Below are 18,244 nucleotides of genomic sequence, written 5' to 3' on the forward strand. Positions count from 1 at the left end.
AGAGATAGCTATGATCTAACTATCTCCTTTTTGATCAATGTTCCAATTAACTAATAACCTGATCAACACCAGCGAGTACAACCTGCTGTGTTTGTGGCAATAAACGCTTCACACCTTGGTTAACAAAACCTTGCAGAAAAGCCATCTGCTGATTTTGCTGAAATACCTTTTGTAATGTTTGGCGCAATGTGTCGAGATTTAAAGCATTTCCTGAGTTTAATGCGATTTCCTGCTGCTCAAAATACGCTACTAGACTCAATCCTGCAATTCTGGTGAGATAAGCAGCACTGACACCTTGCACTAGACCACCAGCAACAAAAGTGATGGCGTTACTCTTAAGGACGGTACTCACAGCTTTTGTCGAAATTTCTACTAAACCCAACTTCAGCATCAAACTTCCCATCGTCCCAGCTACAGTTTTTGCCTGTTCTAGAGATAATTTCTGCTGATAGATATTACCTAAATCAACGACCATTTGGGCATTTATGGCCGCAGTTGCCAGTATATCTAAGGCGGGTACTGGGTTAGCAAAGGCTGTAGCCGCAGCTATCCATTGATATTGTTCAATAATGGGGGTAGCGCGATCGCACCTAATTTGATTCAACCAATTTTTTGCCTCAGCTTTCAGCGCCACAGCTTTTCTCATAGTCGTTGTCCAGACTAACTTTTGACCTTGCTGTGCTGAAACTGCGTTTAATTGCTGCGTGAGTTGGGTAATATCTGGTGCTGGTTGTTCCATCCATTCTTGTACAGAACCATCAGCTTCATGTTTCCGCACTTTGATAGGAACTGGAGATACCGCAGTTGCTACCACATTACCGGGAATTCTTTGTTGTAACGCCAGCAACAAACTAGCACGTTCATCAGCTAAATACTGGTCTTGTTTGTTAAACACCAGAATTGTAGATTGATTTGCTGCTTTGAATTTTTGTAAGGTTTGGTGTTCTGTTTCCGTTAAGTCACCGTTGATGAGAAACAACACAACATCAGATTTGGCCACTTCTGCTAAAATTGCTGCGTCTGGCTTGTCAGTTGTTTCCTGAAATAAAGGTGCTGTTTCTTGCAAATGCAATTTTGGCTGTTTTTCTTGCCAACCACTAGAATTCAGCACCTGAATTAAACTGCTTTTACCTACGGCTTTACCGCCAGTTACAGCCACTTTAATTTCTTGTCTGTCTAACTCCAACGACAGGTAAGTTAATTTTTCTCGCAGTGTATTTAGAGAGGTGTGGTTTTCTGCTTCTTGTGCGAGTTGGTTAATGACTGCTTCAGCTTCGGCGATCGCACTTTCGGCTGTTGCCCGATCTACAGGTGTACAATCTAGTGATTCTAAACTTGCTTTTGGGCGATTTTGCTGCCATAACCACAAGCCACCACCAACTGCTAGGGTACTCAATAAACCAAATTCACCTACCTGTACGATGGAATCCTGCCAGCTTTGTAGTATCCACAGGGAAAAGGAAAGTCCTAATCCTCCCACTAAAATAGGTCGCTCTAACTTCACAACCATGATTCTCCGCGCTTTTTGGAAGGTTTTATTTCAGAATAGATCAAAACCTTGCTTTGCGAATCAGACAAGCGAATGTACACAATTTTCTTTACTTACGGTTGCTTGTAAAATTAAATTCCAAGCATTAAGGTATGGCGCAGAACGAGGTTTACGCTGTCTTTTTTCTGCTTCCACAAGGTGGATTTCGCTACCATATCCTATGAATACATCTAAAGTGAAGACATAATACAGCAGAATTTAGGAATCAGAATTCAGCATTCAGTATGATGAATAATATAAAGCCTCCATACCTAACTTTAAGACTTAAATTCTGCACTTCAACTTACTTGAGTTTTCCCTACATCAAATACTAAATCTTAAGGTAAGCGATCGCCAACTGGTCTTAACACTCCCCAACCACGCTTGAGAGCATGAATCACATCTGCTTGCTCTGCTATATCACCTTTGAGCTTTATGTCCATCAACAAACACCTGAAATAAAATAAAACTCTGTAGCTTTCAGACCACAGAGTTTTATTTTATTTTTAATTTGGTGGCGGGAAGTGGATTTGAACCACTGACCTTCGGGTTATGAGCCCGACGAGCTACCAGGCTGCTCTATCCCGCGTCGCTCTTGACTTTTCTAGTTTAACGCAAAGTCCAGAGTTTGACAACTATAACAGCGATAATTCTCCCACAACTTCTAATCGCCTGTATTTGCCGAAGGTCATAAACCTTTCTGCGAGGGTTTCTGCGGCGCTGGGGCTGATCCAACCCATTTGTTGCAATAAGTGAATAGCGACAGCATATTTGGCGCGTTTTGCCCCATCCATTACTTTAATTGCGAGTCCCATACCTTCGCCAAGTCTGCCAATACACTGTACGCCTTCTGCACCAGCTTTACTGACTACTTCTCCTGGTGCTAAACGCATCAGTTCTGTATCAAATTCGCCATCGCCAGCAACCAAGGCCGGGTGATGAATCATCGCCCGGACAATGCGCTCCATATCCAAATTGTTACTTGCGGCCAGAAGCGCATATAAAGATGCCATTTGTCCGAGTTGCATAAGGTAAGTTGGTGCGCCACAGTCATCATGGGCGCTGATAAATTCCTCCGCAGGCATTCGCAGTAACTCGGCGATTTTCGTCAAAATTAACTGCTGTATGGGGTGCTTGCGGTCTAAATAGTTATTTACAGGCCAATGGCGTTGCTGGCAAACAGCTAACATCCCGGCGTGCTTACCAGAGCAATTGTATTCTAGGGGACTGCGTTTACCTTCTGGAATCGGGCATTGAAGAGCAGTTGGATCAACATCAGCACGCCAAAGGATGTTAAATACCTGTCTGACTTGCTCTATTGTGCCTTTATGGGAACTGGCAATAATTGCTAAATCGCGATCGCTCAGATCGTAGCGTTCTAGGGTACCGGTTGTGGTGACAGCTAATGCTTGAAAAGGTTTAAGCGCGGAACGGACAAATGTTGCCGTTTCCGCGTTACCAGCAACAGATAAAACCCTGCCTCTGTCATCGCATACAACAGCTTGGACTACATGGCGTGATTCTATGATGCCTTCCCTGAGTAACCGGACTTCCAGTACTGTGGCTTGAGTTCGTTTTCCCATTGTCATGGGTTAAAATTTATCTCTTTATTATATTTGTCAATGGTCAATCATCAATGGTCAAAAGGCTAATTTGAGACTTTATGACTATGGACTTTTGAACGCCAGTGAGCAAGTGGGCATCGCCACCCAACACACTAGCTCCTCTTGACTGTGGACTATTTAAAACAAATGCCAAACTATAGTACCAATTAGGTACATTCCCGCCAAGCCAGCAAAGGTAAATTGTAACCGTTGCAGAATTGGCTTAATTTCGTAGGTGACAATCAAGCGATCGCGAGCCAAAACCTCTTGAGGTTTGATCCAGGTTTGACCATCATACCAGCCGGACTCTTCATAAAATACAGTCTTGCTGTAGAGGCGATCGCGGACATAACGCCACCCTAAGTACATACGTAATAAAACAAAAATTACTCCCAGACTTGCTCCTGCGGCTCCACACAAGACAAAATGGGCAGCATATTTTTGTGGTGGAAAGCTGGCTGCGGCTACAGGGCCAGACAACAGCCAAGAAAAACCCCAAATCCAAGCAATGTTTGTGAGATATTCGCGCCAATTTAAAGTGCAATCACGAAACAGCCAGGAAGTTTTTAATTCTTCGTACTCATTTAGTGGTTGTTGGTCTGTAGGAACCGGACAATTGGACACCGAAGACCTCATCATATTGGCTTACCCCCACCCTCATCGGCGTTTGGAACGGCAATACGTTCGGCATTGACCCAGAACGCTTCTAAATTATAAAACTCTCGTTCCTTGGGCATCATGATATGAACAATTACATCACCGTAATCTTGCAATACCCAACTGCCTTCTGCTTTGCCTTCTGTGCGTAAAGGACGACGTTGCCATTCAGTTTCGACTTTATCTTCTATTGCTTGAGCGATCGCCCTGACTTGCACCCTAGAGTAACCAGTCAACATCACAAAATAATCTGCCAGGTAAGATACATCGGCTACTCTCAGTACCACAATATCTCCTGCTTTGCGATCTGATGCTGCGTCAGCAACAGTTATAGCTAATTGCCCACTCAAATCTTTCATCCCTCCATCTAGGCTTTTGAGTGGACTGTCTTTCTCCGACACAGACTGTAATGGGAGATTTCCTTGGATATAATCAGACATTAAACCTCAGGTGCTTGATCCCTTTTATTTTATAATTACTCACCAACAACAATTGAACAACAACTGTTTTTTTGAATACTAACAAAAAAACATATGTTAATGCTGTTAGTTCAACATGAGCTGTTTGGGATGCAACTAAAAATCAGACTAAATAGCTCAAAGCTCAAGTCTGATCACCAAATCAAGCAGTAAACTTTTACCAAGAATTGTAGCGAATTATTTCCCCATTAAAATCTTAGGATATTCCATATTCTATCTCAAGGATGAGTCGGTCATGATTGTGCTAAGTTTTTGATCGCCGACAGCCTCCATCCAGATTTTGTGCTTTGTCATTGGTCATGTTGGATCTAAAAAGGACAAGGGACAAATGACTAATGACAGTCTCAACCAGATAATGTGCAGCTTGAAGACGTATTAACAGTAATTCCGCACCTAAATTTTTTTGGTAAGTCATTATTGACTTTTAACCATAGTCAGCTTGTAAGAGTTTAGGACTTACGCAAGAACTCTCTCAAACTCTTATAACTTCGTGTCTTTGCGGTACCTTCGGGAAGCCGCTTGCGCGTCTACGTTTTTTCATAATTTTGCGTAAGTCCTAGAGTCATAATTATGCTCGGCAAATCAGTTATGACTGACGCATATCTGTGCAGCAAGACAAAACTCTTTCTCACTCTGCACCCTGCCGCCTGTGGTTTTTATGATAAATCTTTTCCCGGAAACTATATTATACCTCTTGTTTGGAAACTACTTTAGCTTCAATTACTTGACTATCAGAAGTCACTGATTCAAACAAAGCCTCATAGTGATTTAAGGCTTGATCAAAAGCATACTGCTCCACAGCATACTGACGGCTGTTATAGCCCAAAGTTTTTACCTTTTCAGGATGTTTATAAAGCTCTAAGATAGATGCGGCTAAAGCTTGGGCATCTTCTGGCGGAACGATAACCCCACCACCACTTTGTCTGATGGCTCTGGCTGCGGTGCCATTTTCGGGAACGGAGGCGACTATTGCTCGGCCACTAGCAAGCAAAACCTGGATTTTGGATGGCATATTGAAAGAAATCACATTCTTCTTCTGCACAACTAAACCAACATCAGCCGCTGCCAACATTTGTGGTAGTTCTGCACGCGGTTGAAATGGCAGTAATAACACATTATCTGCACCGCATTCTAAACAATACTGTTGTAATCTTTTTAAACCTTTAGCCTCACCCACAATCACAAAAGCAATATCTGTAATATCTCGTAATTTCGCTGCCGCCTGAATTACTGTTTCTAAACCTTGAGTGAGCGCAATGTTGCCAGAATATTGAACGACAAACTTACCGTTGAGATTGTGTGTATTACGGAAGGGATTGTCTTCTTTAGGTAAAGGACGAATGAAGTTGACATCAACCCAGTTAGGAATTTGCTCGATTTTATCCGCTTCTACACCCTTAGATAGTAAATTTTCGACAAACCCATCAGCAATAACGCTAATTTTTGTAGCTGAATGGTAAGCAAATTTTTCTAACGCAGCAAATACTTTGATGAGTAATTTATTTTTCAGTAGTCCAACATGAACTGCTGCTTCTGGTAGGATATCTTGAAGATTTAGTACCACTGGGCAAGCACGTAACCATCCGAGTAAAGCCGCAGGTACACATACAGGTAGAGATGGTGACGTTGATAAAATTACATCTGGTCGCCATCCGAATAAAGCAGGTAAAAAACTTGTAACAACAAAACTAGCATCAAGCATTATCCGATCCAACAGATTCGGTTGTGGCCGAATCCAAACATAACTGCGTTGGATTTGAACGCCATTTTTGTACTCATTTAGGTAGAATTTGCCCCGATAACCCTCGTAAATTTGGCGTTCAGGATAATTTGGCATGGCGGTGACGACGCGCACTTCATGCCCTCGCTTGGCCAGTCCTTCTGCTAATTCCGTCATCAACGGGGCAATACCAATTGGTTCTGGATAGTAGTTGTAGGAGTAAATTAATATCCGCATAAGAAATCAGTCAGAGTCCCTGGCTTTTTGGATAACAATGATGTTGTGCTGCATTTTGTTGCACCTGACTTTAATTTTCTCTTTAGTCTCTTTTAATGTCAGTGGTTCATCGTTGAAGATTGAGTAAAATTTGTTGGGAATTGCGGAGATATTACTTAATAAATTTATTACTTGACTATTTACAGTAACAAGTAAGTAGGCACTGAAAAAATTCAGACTGTTTTTGCAATCAGTAAATAGTTAAAATATCAAAAATTAATGAATGTAGTAGTCCTACTTCATGTCTGAGCTTTACATAGTTTGGGAATTCTTATTCCAATTTTTCATAAATTCCGAATATAGTCATGAACACCCCGTTTACAGATATATAAGTTTTTTTCACAAGTCAAATATAATTCCTAGGCTAAGTAATTTATTGAGTTACGTATAAATACTTTATTGGGAAAATGGTAATTTAATTACTCAAGTGATGTTTTGAAAGTGGCGGGGTATTGTCAGCAAGCTCACAAGGCTTATGCTGAGATTTGTAGAAAACAGTACCTTGTGAGCGAATGATTAAAGATTAATTTGAGTGGTTTGAACCTCGATAAATTCGCTCTCTTTGCTCTGGAGAAAGACGTGGTATTGGGAAGCGTTCAGATCCTGCTATTGTAAATTCCTGAGTTTGTGTCACTTCATCTGCTTGAGAACGAATTTCTACATCACAATTGGGAAATGGATTGAGGATGGTATCTTCTGTTTCTAACTCCGCAATTTGGCTTTGAGGTAAGACGTATGCGTGTTTATGAGGATCGTATGCTAAAACTTCTCCTGACTCAATGTGATAAATCCACGCATAAATTTTCAGTTGACCTTGGTAAAGCTTGGAGTGAATGACGGGATATGTCCGTAAATTCTCAATTTGTGTGAGAACGTTTTCCGCAATCATAATTTCTAACAATTCTTCAGACTGATAATGACTGTAGTGGTCTAAAACTAGCCTACGAGTTGCTTCTGCATATTTAAGCCAATCATAAACTAGTGGTAAATCCTCTCGCAGACTCTGTAATTTCAGGAGTCCTTTCATCGCACCGCAATGAGAGTGACCACAGATAATAATTTGCTGAATTCCTAAAGCTTGAACTGCATATTCAATAGTTGCACCTTCACCACCATTAGTTGCCCCGTAAGGAGGAATAATATTACCTGCATTGCGGATAACGAATAATTCACCAACTTGCGCTTGTGTAATGAGATTTGGGTCAAGACGTGAATCGGAACAAGTGATAAACAATACTCTAGGTTTTTGACCATGTGAGAGTTGCTCAAACAATTCTTGGTGCGTTGAAAAATAACTAGATTTAAATTCACGCAGACCTTTAATTAATTTTTTCATTACCAAGTTCCAGAAATATTTGTAGGTGAGTTACTGAATCAAACAATATTCATTGAGGGTGAGATAATCTCAAATGTAGACTGATGAGCGTGAGAATTAGCAGGTTTTTGCCAACATTAGGAGCGTCAGCCTTGTTGTTGAGTTAGTGTTACTTTTGCAAAACAGTAGCAGCTTGCTAATTAAAAATGACTTTTGAGCTTTGAGCAGTCAGAAGCAGTGATAAACGACTTTTATATCATAGGGTAATTTGGTGCTGTAATTATCCGGACTTACGCACAGGATACGGAAAATCGTAGACGCGCAAGCGGCTTCCCGGAGGGTACCACTCCAGACGCAGAGAGAAGTTGCGTGCGCGGGTTCCCCGCGTTGAGCAAACTTCGGGAGTTCACAGAGAAATGAGAGTTTGAGAGGTTTTTTGTTTAAGTTCTAATTATTAAAGAGTTGTCAATATTAACTGATCAATGTGTGTAGTGATTGCAAAAAATATAACTCGCTAAAAAACTAACTTTGGCAGAGTAATTATGGATGATTGTGAATGCGATAGTTATTTTTGAATGACTTCTCCAGTATTCAGATTCATCACTACAGATGATTTATCTTTATCTAAATTTGCTTCTAAAGGAATGACTACTGTATTATCAATATGATCTGGTTCACCAAATAAACAGCGACATTGAAACTTGGTAGTCATAATTGGCAGAAAACTGATTTTTGTATTTACCTTGCCACGATAATCGCCGCATTCTGTCGCAGTATCAGGGGGAAAACAAGTCTGCTCATAAAGGTAAAAAGTTTTAGAGTAGCCTGGATATTGAATTACTTGCTTGAAATTAAAATCGAAAATTCCCGAAACTGCCCAAATATATAGTATCAGTAAAAATATTCCAATTGATAATAACAAGTAAAGTGTTAGGAAAATCTTGGTCTTAAATATAGGTACAGGCTGAGGCTGGTTTAAGAATACAATGCCTAACACTACAGCGAGTCAGCAAATTCCAAAAAAAATTAAACCTTGAGAAGATTGCCAACTGGGAATAAAAGGTGTGTTGATGACTGCGATCGCTAAAAATGGAGCTATCAAAATAAATATTAGCAGTGGATTTCGGCGCGTCATAGCTGGATTTTTCCGCCATCATAACCCATTCAAGCAAGCAGTAACTTATGCTTTGTGTCAGTCATCGTCAAGCAAATAACTGGTGCTGAGAACAAAGCCAAAAATTTTTTGCTGTCTTCCCGGAAAGCAGATAACTGAAGATGTATCTCAATACATAGCAAATTTACTATATGTAAGCCAAAAACTAAACTCTCATATTTCCTTCCTTAAATCTATCTTTCCTTCTCTCATTACTGCTCTGGTGATCCTCCAGGGCAGTTTTAATTTGATTGGTAGACAGTTAAATCTCTAATGAGATCAGGTGGCTTTTGTAAGTATGACTGCGATCGCCTCCTCTGGTTTAGCTTTATCCTGGTTCTGGATGCTAGAACTTCAATCTACATCTCTGTTAGCTAGGGCGGGAAAGTAGGCAATGGTAGTTCTACGATACTTAGTAATTTTACTGACTTACATTGGTTTAGGACTGGGCTATTTACCTGGACTACGGATGAATCGTGCCACAATCGCCCTTGTGGGTGCGGCTTTTTTAATGGCATTGGGATTACTGGATTTATCTGCGGCGTGGAGTGCTATTGACTACAAGACTCTTGTCTTCTTGTTTGGGATGATGATCATTAGTGCTAATCTGACAGCGTCTGGTTTTTTCCAGTTGGCTGTTGATTACACGATCCGTTATGTCCACAGTCCATTAGGGTTATTAATAGTCTTAACTTTCGGCAGTGGCTTTCTCTCAGCATTATTTCTCAATGATACGATCGCCCTTATCCTCACGCCTCTGGTAGTCGGCATCACTCAGTTACTCAGTCTCAATCCTGTTCCCTATTTGTTGGCGTTGGCTGGTGCAACTAATCTGGGTTCTGTTGCTACCCTTAGTGGTAATCCGCAGAATATTTTAATTGGTTCTTTTTCTGGGATTAGTTATCTAGACTTTGCCAAAGCTTTGACACCACTAGCTTTAATAGGTTTGGTAATTCAGGTAGGTTGGTTATGGTGGTTGTATCCAGAGGTGCGATCGCTGAGTCCTTATTTAAAAGTCGAACTACCACGCTATCGCACCTTCAGGCCTTTGTTAGCCAAGAGTTTATTAATTACTACGGGATTGTTGATAGCTTTTTTGTTGGGGATTCCCACGGCGGAAGCTACCCTAATTGCGGCTGGATTATTACTCGTCACACGTCGTATCAAACCAGCGCGAATTTTGCAAAAGATTGATTGGGATTTGCTATTGATGTTTTGTGGGTTGTTTATCCTGACTGAAGGTGTCCAAAAATTGGGGGTGCTGGAATGGTTTTCCCGTTTCGTTCATACTCCCTGGAGTATTTTGGGAATTACAGTGTTGTTGTCGAATCTCGTTTCTAATGTCCCGGCAGTACTGCTACTACATCACCTCATCCCCCAACCTGACAAGCAAACTTGGCTACTACTAGCTGCGGCTTCCACACTAGCAGGAAATTTAACGCTGTTGGGTTCTGTTGCCAATTTGATTGTAGCGGAGGCAGTTGCAAAGAAGGGATATCGGCTGACCTTTGGTGAACATCTGCGATTTGGGCTACCGCTAACTGTTGTGACTCTGGCGCTTACCTATTTTTGGATTTTTAAACTCAGAGTTTGGTGAATTTATTTACATTAGTCAAGTTTCTGTGGTCTGGTATAGTTTTTGAGATTGGTCGGTACTGCAATATTGGGGGCTAATTTAGCATCGTTTATGGGTACAGCCGCAGTAAATTTTAAGGGAATTTCCCCAGCCCAGACTGGTATTTGATAATCAAGTTCATCATCAATTGGCCCTCCAGTACGAATCTTGGCGCTGGCTTCTGTCAGGGGCAAAGATAAAACTATCGTTCTAGATAATTCTTGATGATTGGGCGATCGCACTTCCTGCCATCTTCCTAAAATGATATGTTCTGTAAATGCTTGCAAGGCTGCTAATTTCTGGGCTGCATCCTCGATTAAAGTTGCTTTACCAAAAATGACTACTGAGCGATAATTCATGGAATGGTGAAATGCCGATCGCGCTAATACCAACCCATCAATTAAAGTTACGGTGATGCAAACATCAATACCTTGTTGTAGCGATCGCAACATTCGACTAGCGGGTGAACCATGAATATACAATGTATCTTCAACCCGCCCATAGGCTGTTGGAATGACAACAGGCTGTCCATCAGCAATAAAACCGATATGACAGACTAATCCTTCATCTAATATTTGATAAATGGTCTCACTTTCGTAATTGGCTCTTTGGGGTATACGTTTAACTGTGGTTCTTGGACTGGGCGCTTTTGGTTGAGGCATAACTAAAAGTTCTTACTCTATATCGTTAGAGTAATCAGGTAAGTGGAGTGATACAAGAGCCACTTTTCAATTAAACTACCAGTCCACTTTCGGTAATACTCCAATGGATTTTGTGATTAGTATTGATTCCCAAGCCGCCTTACCTTTACATCGCCAAGTTTATATAGAAATTCGTCAAGCAATTCTTACAGGTAGATTAACTCCAGGCGAAAAGCTACCTTCAACTCGTGTACTGGCTCAATTACTTGGTGTTTCTCGCACCACCGTTACCCAAAGTTATGAGATGCTTCTGAGTGAAGGTTATCTGGAAACCAGTGTTGGTTCAGGGACTTTTGTCTGTCGTCAACTCCCTGATGAATTACTTAACACCGCACCTATTCAAGCAAAATTACCAGCAAATCCGCATCCCATATCCTTGTCAAGCTATGGTGAAAGGTTGATTCAGGGTAAATTTTTACACATCCCCGAAACAGATGTAGAGATTAGCTTTAGTTATGGACGACCCGCTTTTGATGAGTTTCCGATTAAGTTGTGGCGTAAGCTTTTATCTCGCCATTGTCAGTCTAGTAAGTCAGTGCTTGATTATACTTACAATTCACAAGGTTATCAAGTTTTGCGGGAAGCGATCGCAGCTTATCTATCTCGTTCTAGAGCCGTGAAATGCAACTCTGAGCAAATCATAATTGTGGGTGGTTCACAACAGGGGATTGACTTAATTACTCGTATATTAATTAACCCTGGTGATTGCATAGCAGTGGAAGAGCCAGGATATTTAAGTGCTAGACGAGCTTTTTTATCCCAGGGAGCTAATTTATTTCCTGTAGGCGTAGATCAGTCAGGATTAATCATCAATCATTTAGCAGCTGGTATAATTCCTAACATTAAGCTTGTTTATGTCACCCCATCACACCAATTTCCCACAGGTGCAACACTATCTCTGACTCGCAGGTTAGAGTTACTAGCTTGGGCAAAAAAATCAGGGGTGATGATTATTGAAGATGACTATGATAGCGAGTATCGTTATGGTGAACGACCGATTCCGGCATTGCAAGGATTAGACCAAGGTAATTCAGTCATTTATGTCGGTACATTTTCTAAGGTTTTATTTCCCGCTTTACGTCTGGGTTACTTAGTTTTACCCCCAGATTTAGTACCAATATTTGCCCGTGGGAAATGGTTAGCAGATCGGCAATGCAGTTTATTAGAACAATATGCTCTGACTGATTTTATTACCGAAGGACATTTAGAACGGCATATTAGACGGATGCGATCGCTCTATGATGGACGTAGGCAAACTTTGGTACAGTCTTTATCTGAGCATTTTGGCGACACAATCAAAATACTAGGGGAAAACGCCGGAATGCACTTAATGGTCAAATTCAATACCAAACTCAGTGATGATGAAATAGTTCAGCGTGCTGCTCTGGCTGGAGTGAATATTGGGGCAGCATCTCCTCAATATTTAAAAGATAGCCCTGGTAGTGAATTTATCTTTGGATATGCTGAACTCAGTCATCAGAAAATCCAAGAGGGAGTACGTCGATTAGCTCAGGTGATTTTAATTGATTAAGTGGACATGATATCAATCCGTTCAAAAACTACGGAGAGATTATTTGCTGGCATTTCGTAAATCTGTTTCAAGACAAGATGCTCGGTTTGAGCGGCGGCTATGACATCATCTAAATTACGCACACCCCATTCTGGGTTTTGGGAACGTAAATATTCATCAAAAGCAGCATTACTTGGGGCTGTATGTACTCCACCTTGTTTAAAAGGCCCATATAAGTAGAGAATACCGCCCACAGGTAAAATACGACTCGCCCCTGCCATCAGCCCTAAACAGGCTGACCAAGGTGAAATGTGAATCATATTAATATTGACGATGGCGACAATGGGCGAATTATTTAGCAACTGGGTTGTTGTTTCTTGCTCTACTACCCACACAGGTTCCTTAGCATCAAGTTCCAGTGGTGGATAAACGTTTTGACATTCATAGTGTTCAGTCCAGGCAACTATACTAGCTCTGGCTTGGGGACTGACATCTGTTGGCAACCACATCACATTCCTGAGTTGTGATGCAAAATAAACTGCGTGTTCACCTGTACCACTGGCAATTTCCAAGACTGTTCCACTGTCAGGCAATACTTTTAAAAGGACTTCGAGAATTGGTTGGCGATTGCGCTCGGTAGCTGGGGCAGATTGTCGTGCGTCTTGTGTTGTCATGCTTGTGGTTTTATGAGTTGATTTCACGGCTATGATGGCAGTTACACTGTAAATTTTTGCTCCTAGTATTTTTTTTGAGGAATTTTTGCAGATAGCGATCGCTCTTTGTAATATCTTATAGGGATGTGTGCGATCGCTTCATCATTCCTGATTAACTTTTGCAGATAGCGACACCAAGCAGTCTTTTAATATCCACGAAGGCATTGATGAATTGGTGTTCTAGTCTGTTGATGTACAAATTTCTCTGTGGTTAATTATGATTGTCTGTAATTCACTAACAGAATAAACCCTACACAGCAAATTGACTAATTTTTAAGAGAGATTGATAAAGTTCATCCAGTAACTCATAAGCTGCCAGAATATTCAGTCCACGCCAGACAGAAAAATCTACTAAATATACTCGATTTTGCTGCACAGCTTTGAGTTTTGACCATATAGGTTTTTGTTGCAGTTTATGAATCACAGAGTTATCATCTTTTCGCAGAGGTGCAATAAATAAAATATTACTGTCAATCTTGGGTAAAAGTTCCTCAGAAATTGCTAAATCCATGTCACCTGATTCTGCAAAAATTGGATTTAATATGCCAATATCGTCCAAAATTTTGCCAGCAAAAGATTGTTTCCGAGTGATCACTAATTTTCCAGCCGCCACATAAGCAAATGATATCCGGAGTTCTTGCTGATTATGATTAACTATTTGCTTTAAGTTATTAATACGTTGGTTATATTTATCCATAAGTTCTGTAGCTGTCTGCTTTTTCTGGAAAATATTTGCCATATCTTGGATGTGTTGTTGCCAATTTCCTTTAGTTTCTATCCAAGGTAAAACTACTGTAGGTGCAATTTTTGATGTATATTGATAAATTCTGTTAAAGAATGGTTGAGACACGACTATAATTAAGTCAGGACGCAACAAAAGAAGTTTTTCTAAGTTAATTTGACCACTAGAACTGCGGATAATTTCTACTCCATCTGCTTTTCCTTGAAAGTACTCAAAATCACTTTCGATTTCATTAGTGATCCAAGTTGCGATCGGTTTGATATCTAAAGCTATAACAGCAGCAAAACTATTGAAATCTAAGGTGACAATTCGTTTTGGGTTGAGGGGAATACAACTTTCTCCTTTGACATGCTGAACTACTCGACATGCAACACTTTTTTGCAGAGAGTTTGAGTTACTGACTTTTGGAGTCAAACTTTGACTAACAACCCAAACCAGCGTAAATGTCAAAATTCCGCACAAAAATAGGGCAATAAAGTGACGGGAAATCAATTTCATAACTTTGTGCTGGATATCAATATAATTAGCCGGCAAAGATGGTCTTTGTTTTTATAGCGCCAGACTTTCAGTCTGAGGGTTTTATCAAAATAGAATTCAGGAGTCAGAAACCAGAATTCAGAAATTTACCTTTTGGCGAATGGAAGATGAATAAGTGGTGAAACACCACACTAAATCGTTAGCGTAGCGTCTCCGATAGGAGAAGATTTATTGGTCTCCAATTAGTGGCGGTTTTTTTCCCTACGCTCTTATTCTGACTCCTGAATTTTGACAAATTCAATTATCAAAACGTCCAAGAAATAGTGCCTTGAATTGTAAATGGCTCACCATAAGAAACTCGAAAACGATTGAAAGAATTTTCAAAATAGTTTACGTCAAAGAGGTTTCTGATATTGATTGCCGCACGGAATCCGTCTTGTTTGTAGAAGACAGCAGCATTAGTTGTTAAATAGCTGGGGACTTCAAATGTATTCCCGGTATCTCCCGCGCGATCGCCTACATAAAACAATCCCAAACCAAAACCTAAACCCTGCAAATTGCCTCGTTGAATTTCGTAGGTTGTCCATAAACTAGCAGCATGAGGAGTTGTCTGGAGTACGCGATTGCCAACAGGAATGCTATTATCTGCTGTCACACGAGCATCGTTATAGGCATAACTAGCAAAGACATTCCATCCCGGTAAAATTTCCCCGGTAATGCTGAATTCCAGACCTTGGCTGCGCTGTTCTCCAGTTTGAATCGAAAAGCCGAGGTTATCGGGATCGTCAGTTAAAACATTCGATTGGGTAATGTCATAAAAAGCTAGGGTAGTCGAAAGCCGACTATTCAAATCTGCTTTGATCCCAACCTCATACTGTGTACCCCTTGTAGGCTCAAAATCACTACCATCAAAGGCTCTACCAATCGCTGGCTCAAAGGAACGACTGTAATTGGCATATAGAGAAATCGGCTGGATTGGCTGATATACAATGCCCACACGCGGACTCCAAGCACTGACAGTTTGACTGGTTTCTGTGCCAGCAAGAAAATCTTGGTCAGTTTGGGTAAAGACATCAAATCGGCCACTTACGAGTAGCTTTAAATTATCTGCGATCGCCACTTGATCTTGTAAGACAATCCCAAGCTCATCAGTTACTGTCTTGGTATCAAGCTCAAATGTCACGTCTCCACGCGGTTGACCGTAAATAGGATTAAAAATATCAATGGGTGCGCCTGATCTACCTGTAAATTTTAAGGTATTGTTCAGCCTGCCTAAATCAACACCAAATAGTAATTGATGCTTGATTGAACCTGTATCAAATTTACCAATTACATTCGTCGTTAATCTATAGTCACGATACCGATCATTAGAATCGTTGGATGTTCTCAGGAGTGTACGATTATCACTCAAAAGTCGAGTACCGATATTGACCCCAGAAGCATCATAGTTCAGGTATCCATATCGAAAGGAATTATTAATCGACCAATTCTCATTAAATTTATGCTCTAACCGATATCCAATCCTGGCATTTGTCACATCCAGGTTGCCTTCATTTGTAATCCGGCTCCGGGGTATCTGACCATTAGGATTTGTAAAGATGGTTCCCAATGCAGGTAAGCCCAAATTGTAGTCTTCTTGCTGCAAATACTTATAAGTTGATTCAATGCTCAGATTCGTATTTTCGGTTAATGCCAGACTTAAAACAGGCGCAATTACTAAGTTTCTCGTTTGGCTGCGGTCAGTGAAAAACCCTTGATCCCGATAAGATGCGTTCAGCCGATATAGAGCTTTCTTATCTTCGTCCAATGGCCCAGACAAATCGATCTCACCACGATAAAAGTCAAAACTACCTACAGTTGCTTCGACAAAATAGTAAGGATCTCGTAGAGGCTGTTTTGTGACAAAGTTGACTGTTCCTCCTGGAGATGTTGACCCAAATAAAACCGAGTTGGGGCCTTGTAAAACTTCGATTCTTTCAATTCCGGTCAGATCAGGCCCAACGTTAGAGCCTAAACCATTAGTCTCTTTAATCCCATCAAGAGTAGGTTGGCTGAGAAATCCTCTTACTCGCAACCTCAATGAGTCAAAGTTAGAAGGTGCGGAGTTACGTACACTTGGAGCGTTCAAAAGCGCAGTGGAAGTATCAGCCCGTTGATCCCGCAACACTTCTTGCGGAATAATCTGAATCGATTGGGGAACATCCCGTAGTGGTGTATCCGTCCGCGTCACCGTACTCGCTTCCGGCACACGATATCTATCTTGTTCTCCTGTTACTACCAACTCAATCGGTTCATCCGGTGGTGCTGTTGGTGTTTCGGAAGAAGTTTCTGAGGGTGTTTCACTGGCTGGCTGTTCTGGAGGTGGCTGTGTTTCGCTGGGTTGCATTGCTGTTGTTGTCGATGCTACAGCAAAAATCAAACCTGTATTATCATCAAACAACTCAACTGTCGGTGCTGCTTTCTCTCCCACCACAGTCACGCGCACAGTGTTGGCATCAATATTTGTAACTGTTATTTCAGTAATTTCTGCTAGGGGTTTATCAGAGCGAAATGTGTAAGTATCTCCCGATGGTAAACGCAACTGAGCATTAGGAATATCTGCAATAAAATTATTACCGCTACTACGATTGATGACTTGTAGTTGTTCTCCAACAGTAGTCTCTAAAATGATCTCCACACCTTTATCTGTGGGAGTTGCTTTGACTCCTGTAATTGGTACAACTTGAGTTTGACTGCTGGGTTCTGGATTTGTAGGGGTGGTTGGTGTTTGTACCAACATCCAGGCGCTAGTCCCAGGTAATTTGATTTCGTTCAGTTGGGGAATGTTGTTTGTTAATTTTTCATCTCTCAACTCTTCTCCCTTGAGAGCTAAGGGTTGGACTATTCCATCTTCTTCTACGTCCTCGGCTTTAACGGCAGTGCCAATCAAACAAACAATCGCACTTGTCAGCAGAAGGCTGTGAAATAATTGGTCTATTTTCATTTATGTCCCCATACCTAATAAGATCACCTGCTCGTTACCGAAGACGAACAGCAACTAGTGACAGTTATTGTCAACTAACTTTAAGTGAGTTTAATCATAGTATGAAGTAATACAAAACACAAGATAGTAGAGAATTTATTTCAATTAGCAGTCTATTATCTGGTTACAAATCGGGACTTATGCTGATGTAGTATGCTTGCTTGATACACAGATTTAAATCATGACAATTGCTACAGCTACTTTCTTTAGAGAGTATTAATTGGTTGTCAAACCACCAAAAATCTTGGGATAAATATATATAGTGGACTAGCCAATGAATTTTACTAGGCATCTAATTGCTGAATCGTCAAGCTTTTAGTCTGCTACTCACAGGGATGTATGAAATAGGTAAAAATGATGTTTTTCTGATTTATTGATAATTAATTAATATAATAACCCTATTGCTAAAGCAATTAATTGTCGTTAAGTTGATAGATGTTAAGTGAAAGTAAATCTCAATAATATTGAGACTTATTTTTAGAAGAAATCTTTGCAAATCATACTTTGAGTGCTGTTAGTGGTTGACTCAAGCAAGAGCTTAACCCTTGGCAGTTGTAGCTAACAGGGTGCTTTTATCTAACTCTGTTAAATTCAGGGGGTTAATTGCAGAGTTTCAGGCTTTCAGGTATGTTCTGCACGAAAACCGTTGTTAGTAGCTGTTCTTAGGGGGTGCTGGATGGGAAGATTCCCAGGTAGAGTTAACTTGAATCGAGTATTCCAGAAAATGAGCTA

The 18,244-nt window shown here is 40.8% G+C and carries 16 protein-coding genes and 1 tRNA gene; 2 read left to right on the forward strand and 15 right to left on the reverse strand.

What is annotated here, in order from left to right:
- Positions 1 to 46: 46 nt before the first annotated feature.
- From ACX27_RS14410 to ACX27_RS34910, 11 genes are all read right to left on the reverse strand, one after another.
- Entirely contained in the window at positions 47 to 1,510 is a 1,464-nt protein-coding gene (locus ACX27_RS14410; RefSeq protein ID WP_062293635.1) for a YcjF family protein, read from the reverse strand.
- A gap of 60 nt (positions 1,511 to 1,570) precedes the next feature.
- Positions 1,571 to 1,684 (reverse strand): hypothetical protein, encoded by a 114-nt coding sequence (locus ACX27_RS35740; RefSeq protein WP_418006828.1) that lies wholly within the window; start codon positions 1,682 to 1,684, stop codon positions 1,571 to 1,573.
- 182 nt (positions 1,685 to 1,866) lie between these two features.
- Positions 1,867 to 1,971 carry a group I intron-associated PD-(D/E)XK endonuclease gene (locus tag ACX27_RS33855; protein WP_235526638.1) on the reverse strand — a complete coding sequence of 35 codons (105 nt, stop codon included), beginning with the start codon at positions 1,969 to 1,971 and terminating at the stop codon, positions 1,867 to 1,869.
- Positions 1,972 to 2,040: 69 nt separating this feature from the next.
- A tRNA-Met gene (locus tag ACX27_RS14420) sits at positions 2,041 to 2,117 on the reverse strand.
- 46 nt (positions 2,118 to 2,163) lie between these two features.
- Positions 2,164 to 3,117: an asparaginase gene (locus ACX27_RS14425; protein ID WP_062293638.1), complete on the reverse strand. Its 954-nt coding sequence runs from the start codon at positions 3,115 to 3,117 to the stop codon at positions 2,164 to 2,166.
- Positions 3,118 to 3,270: 153 nt separating this feature from the next.
- Positions 3,271 to 3,771, reverse strand: coding sequence for a CGLD27 family protein (locus ACX27_RS14430; protein WP_062293641.1), 501 nt, complete (start codon positions 3,769 to 3,771; stop codon positions 3,271 to 3,273).
- The gene (rsfS, locus tag ACX27_RS14435; protein WP_062293644.1) at positions 3,768 to 4,229 is read right to left on the reverse strand and encodes a ribosome silencing factor; all 462 of its coding nucleotides are present in this window, start codon (positions 4,227 to 4,229) and stop codon (positions 3,768 to 3,770) included. The genes ACX27_RS14430 and rsfS overlap by 4 nt, the downstream gene beginning before the upstream one ends.
- A gap of 724 nt (positions 4,230 to 4,953) precedes the next feature.
- Positions 4,954 to 6,225 (reverse strand): glycosyltransferase family 4 protein, encoded by a 1,272-nt coding sequence (locus ACX27_RS14440; protein ID WP_062293647.1) that lies wholly within the window; start codon positions 6,223 to 6,225, stop codon positions 4,954 to 4,956.
- A gap of 562 nt (positions 6,226 to 6,787) precedes the next feature.
- On the reverse strand, positions 6,788 to 7,600 hold the full coding sequence (locus ACX27_RS14445) for a carbonic anhydrase (RefSeq protein ID WP_062293649.1): 813 nt from the start codon (positions 7,598 to 7,600) through the stop codon (positions 6,788 to 6,790).
- Positions 7,601 to 8,144: 544 nt separating this feature from the next.
- Positions 8,145 to 8,501, reverse strand: coding sequence for a hypothetical protein (locus tag ACX27_RS14450; RefSeq protein WP_144427460.1), 357 nt, complete (start codon positions 8,499 to 8,501; stop codon positions 8,145 to 8,147).
- A gap of 84 nt (positions 8,502 to 8,585) precedes the next feature.
- Positions 8,586 to 8,714 carry a hypothetical protein gene (locus tag ACX27_RS34910; RefSeq protein ID WP_256364397.1) on the reverse strand — a complete coding sequence of 43 codons (129 nt, stop codon included), beginning with the start codon at positions 8,712 to 8,714 and terminating at the stop codon, positions 8,586 to 8,588.
- A gap of 412 nt (positions 8,715 to 9,126) precedes the next feature.
- On the opposite strand from ACX27_RS34910, the gene ACX27_RS14455 reads away from it, so the two are divergent.
- Positions 9,127 to 10,329, forward strand: coding sequence for an anion transporter (locus ACX27_RS14455; RefSeq protein ID WP_062293654.1), 1,203 nt, complete (start codon positions 9,127 to 9,129; stop codon positions 10,327 to 10,329).
- A gap of 11 nt (positions 10,330 to 10,340) precedes the next feature.
- Here the strand turns inward: ACX27_RS14455 and ACX27_RS14460 are convergent, their stop codons facing one another.
- On the reverse strand, positions 10,341 to 11,009 hold the full coding sequence (locus ACX27_RS14460) for a pyridoxamine 5'-phosphate oxidase family protein (RefSeq protein ID WP_062293655.1): 669 nt from the start codon (positions 11,007 to 11,009) through the stop codon (positions 10,341 to 10,343).
- Positions 11,010 to 11,112: 103 nt separating this feature from the next.
- Between ACX27_RS14460 and pdxR the strand changes: the two genes are divergently transcribed.
- The gene (gene pdxR, locus ACX27_RS14465; protein WP_062293658.1) at positions 11,113 to 12,579 is read left to right on the forward strand and encodes a MocR-like pyridoxine biosynthesis transcription factor PdxR; all 1,467 of its coding nucleotides are present in this window, start codon (positions 11,113 to 11,115) and stop codon (positions 12,577 to 12,579) included.
- Here pdxR and ACX27_RS14470 read toward each other — a convergent pair.
- The 3 genes from ACX27_RS14470 to ACX27_RS14480 form a co-directional block, all read right to left on the reverse strand.
- The gene (locus tag ACX27_RS14470) at positions 12,576 to 13,232 is read right to left on the reverse strand and encodes a DUF938 domain-containing protein (protein ID WP_062293661.1); all 657 of its coding nucleotides are present in this window, start codon (positions 13,230 to 13,232) and stop codon (positions 12,576 to 12,578) included. The two genes, pdxR and ACX27_RS14470, sit on opposite strands and share 4 nt — an antisense overlap.
- 289 nt (positions 13,233 to 13,521) lie before the next feature.
- On the reverse strand, positions 13,522 to 14,511 hold the full coding sequence (locus ACX27_RS14475) for an iron-siderophore ABC transporter substrate-binding protein (RefSeq protein WP_062298343.1): 990 nt from the start codon (positions 14,509 to 14,511) through the stop codon (positions 13,522 to 13,524).
- Positions 14,512 to 14,794: 283 nt separating this feature from the next.
- Positions 14,795 to 17,473, reverse strand: a complete 2,679-nt coding sequence (locus ACX27_RS14480; protein WP_062293663.1) for a TonB-dependent siderophore receptor — start codon at positions 17,471 to 17,473, stop codon at positions 14,795 to 14,797.
- Positions 17,474 to 18,244: the final 771 nt, after the last annotated feature.

The sequence above is a fragment of the Nostoc piscinale CENA21 genome (assembly GCF_001298445.1).
Lineage (GTDB): Bacteria > Cyanobacteriota > Cyanobacteriia > Cyanobacteriales > Nostocaceae > Nostoc_B > Nostoc_B piscinale_A.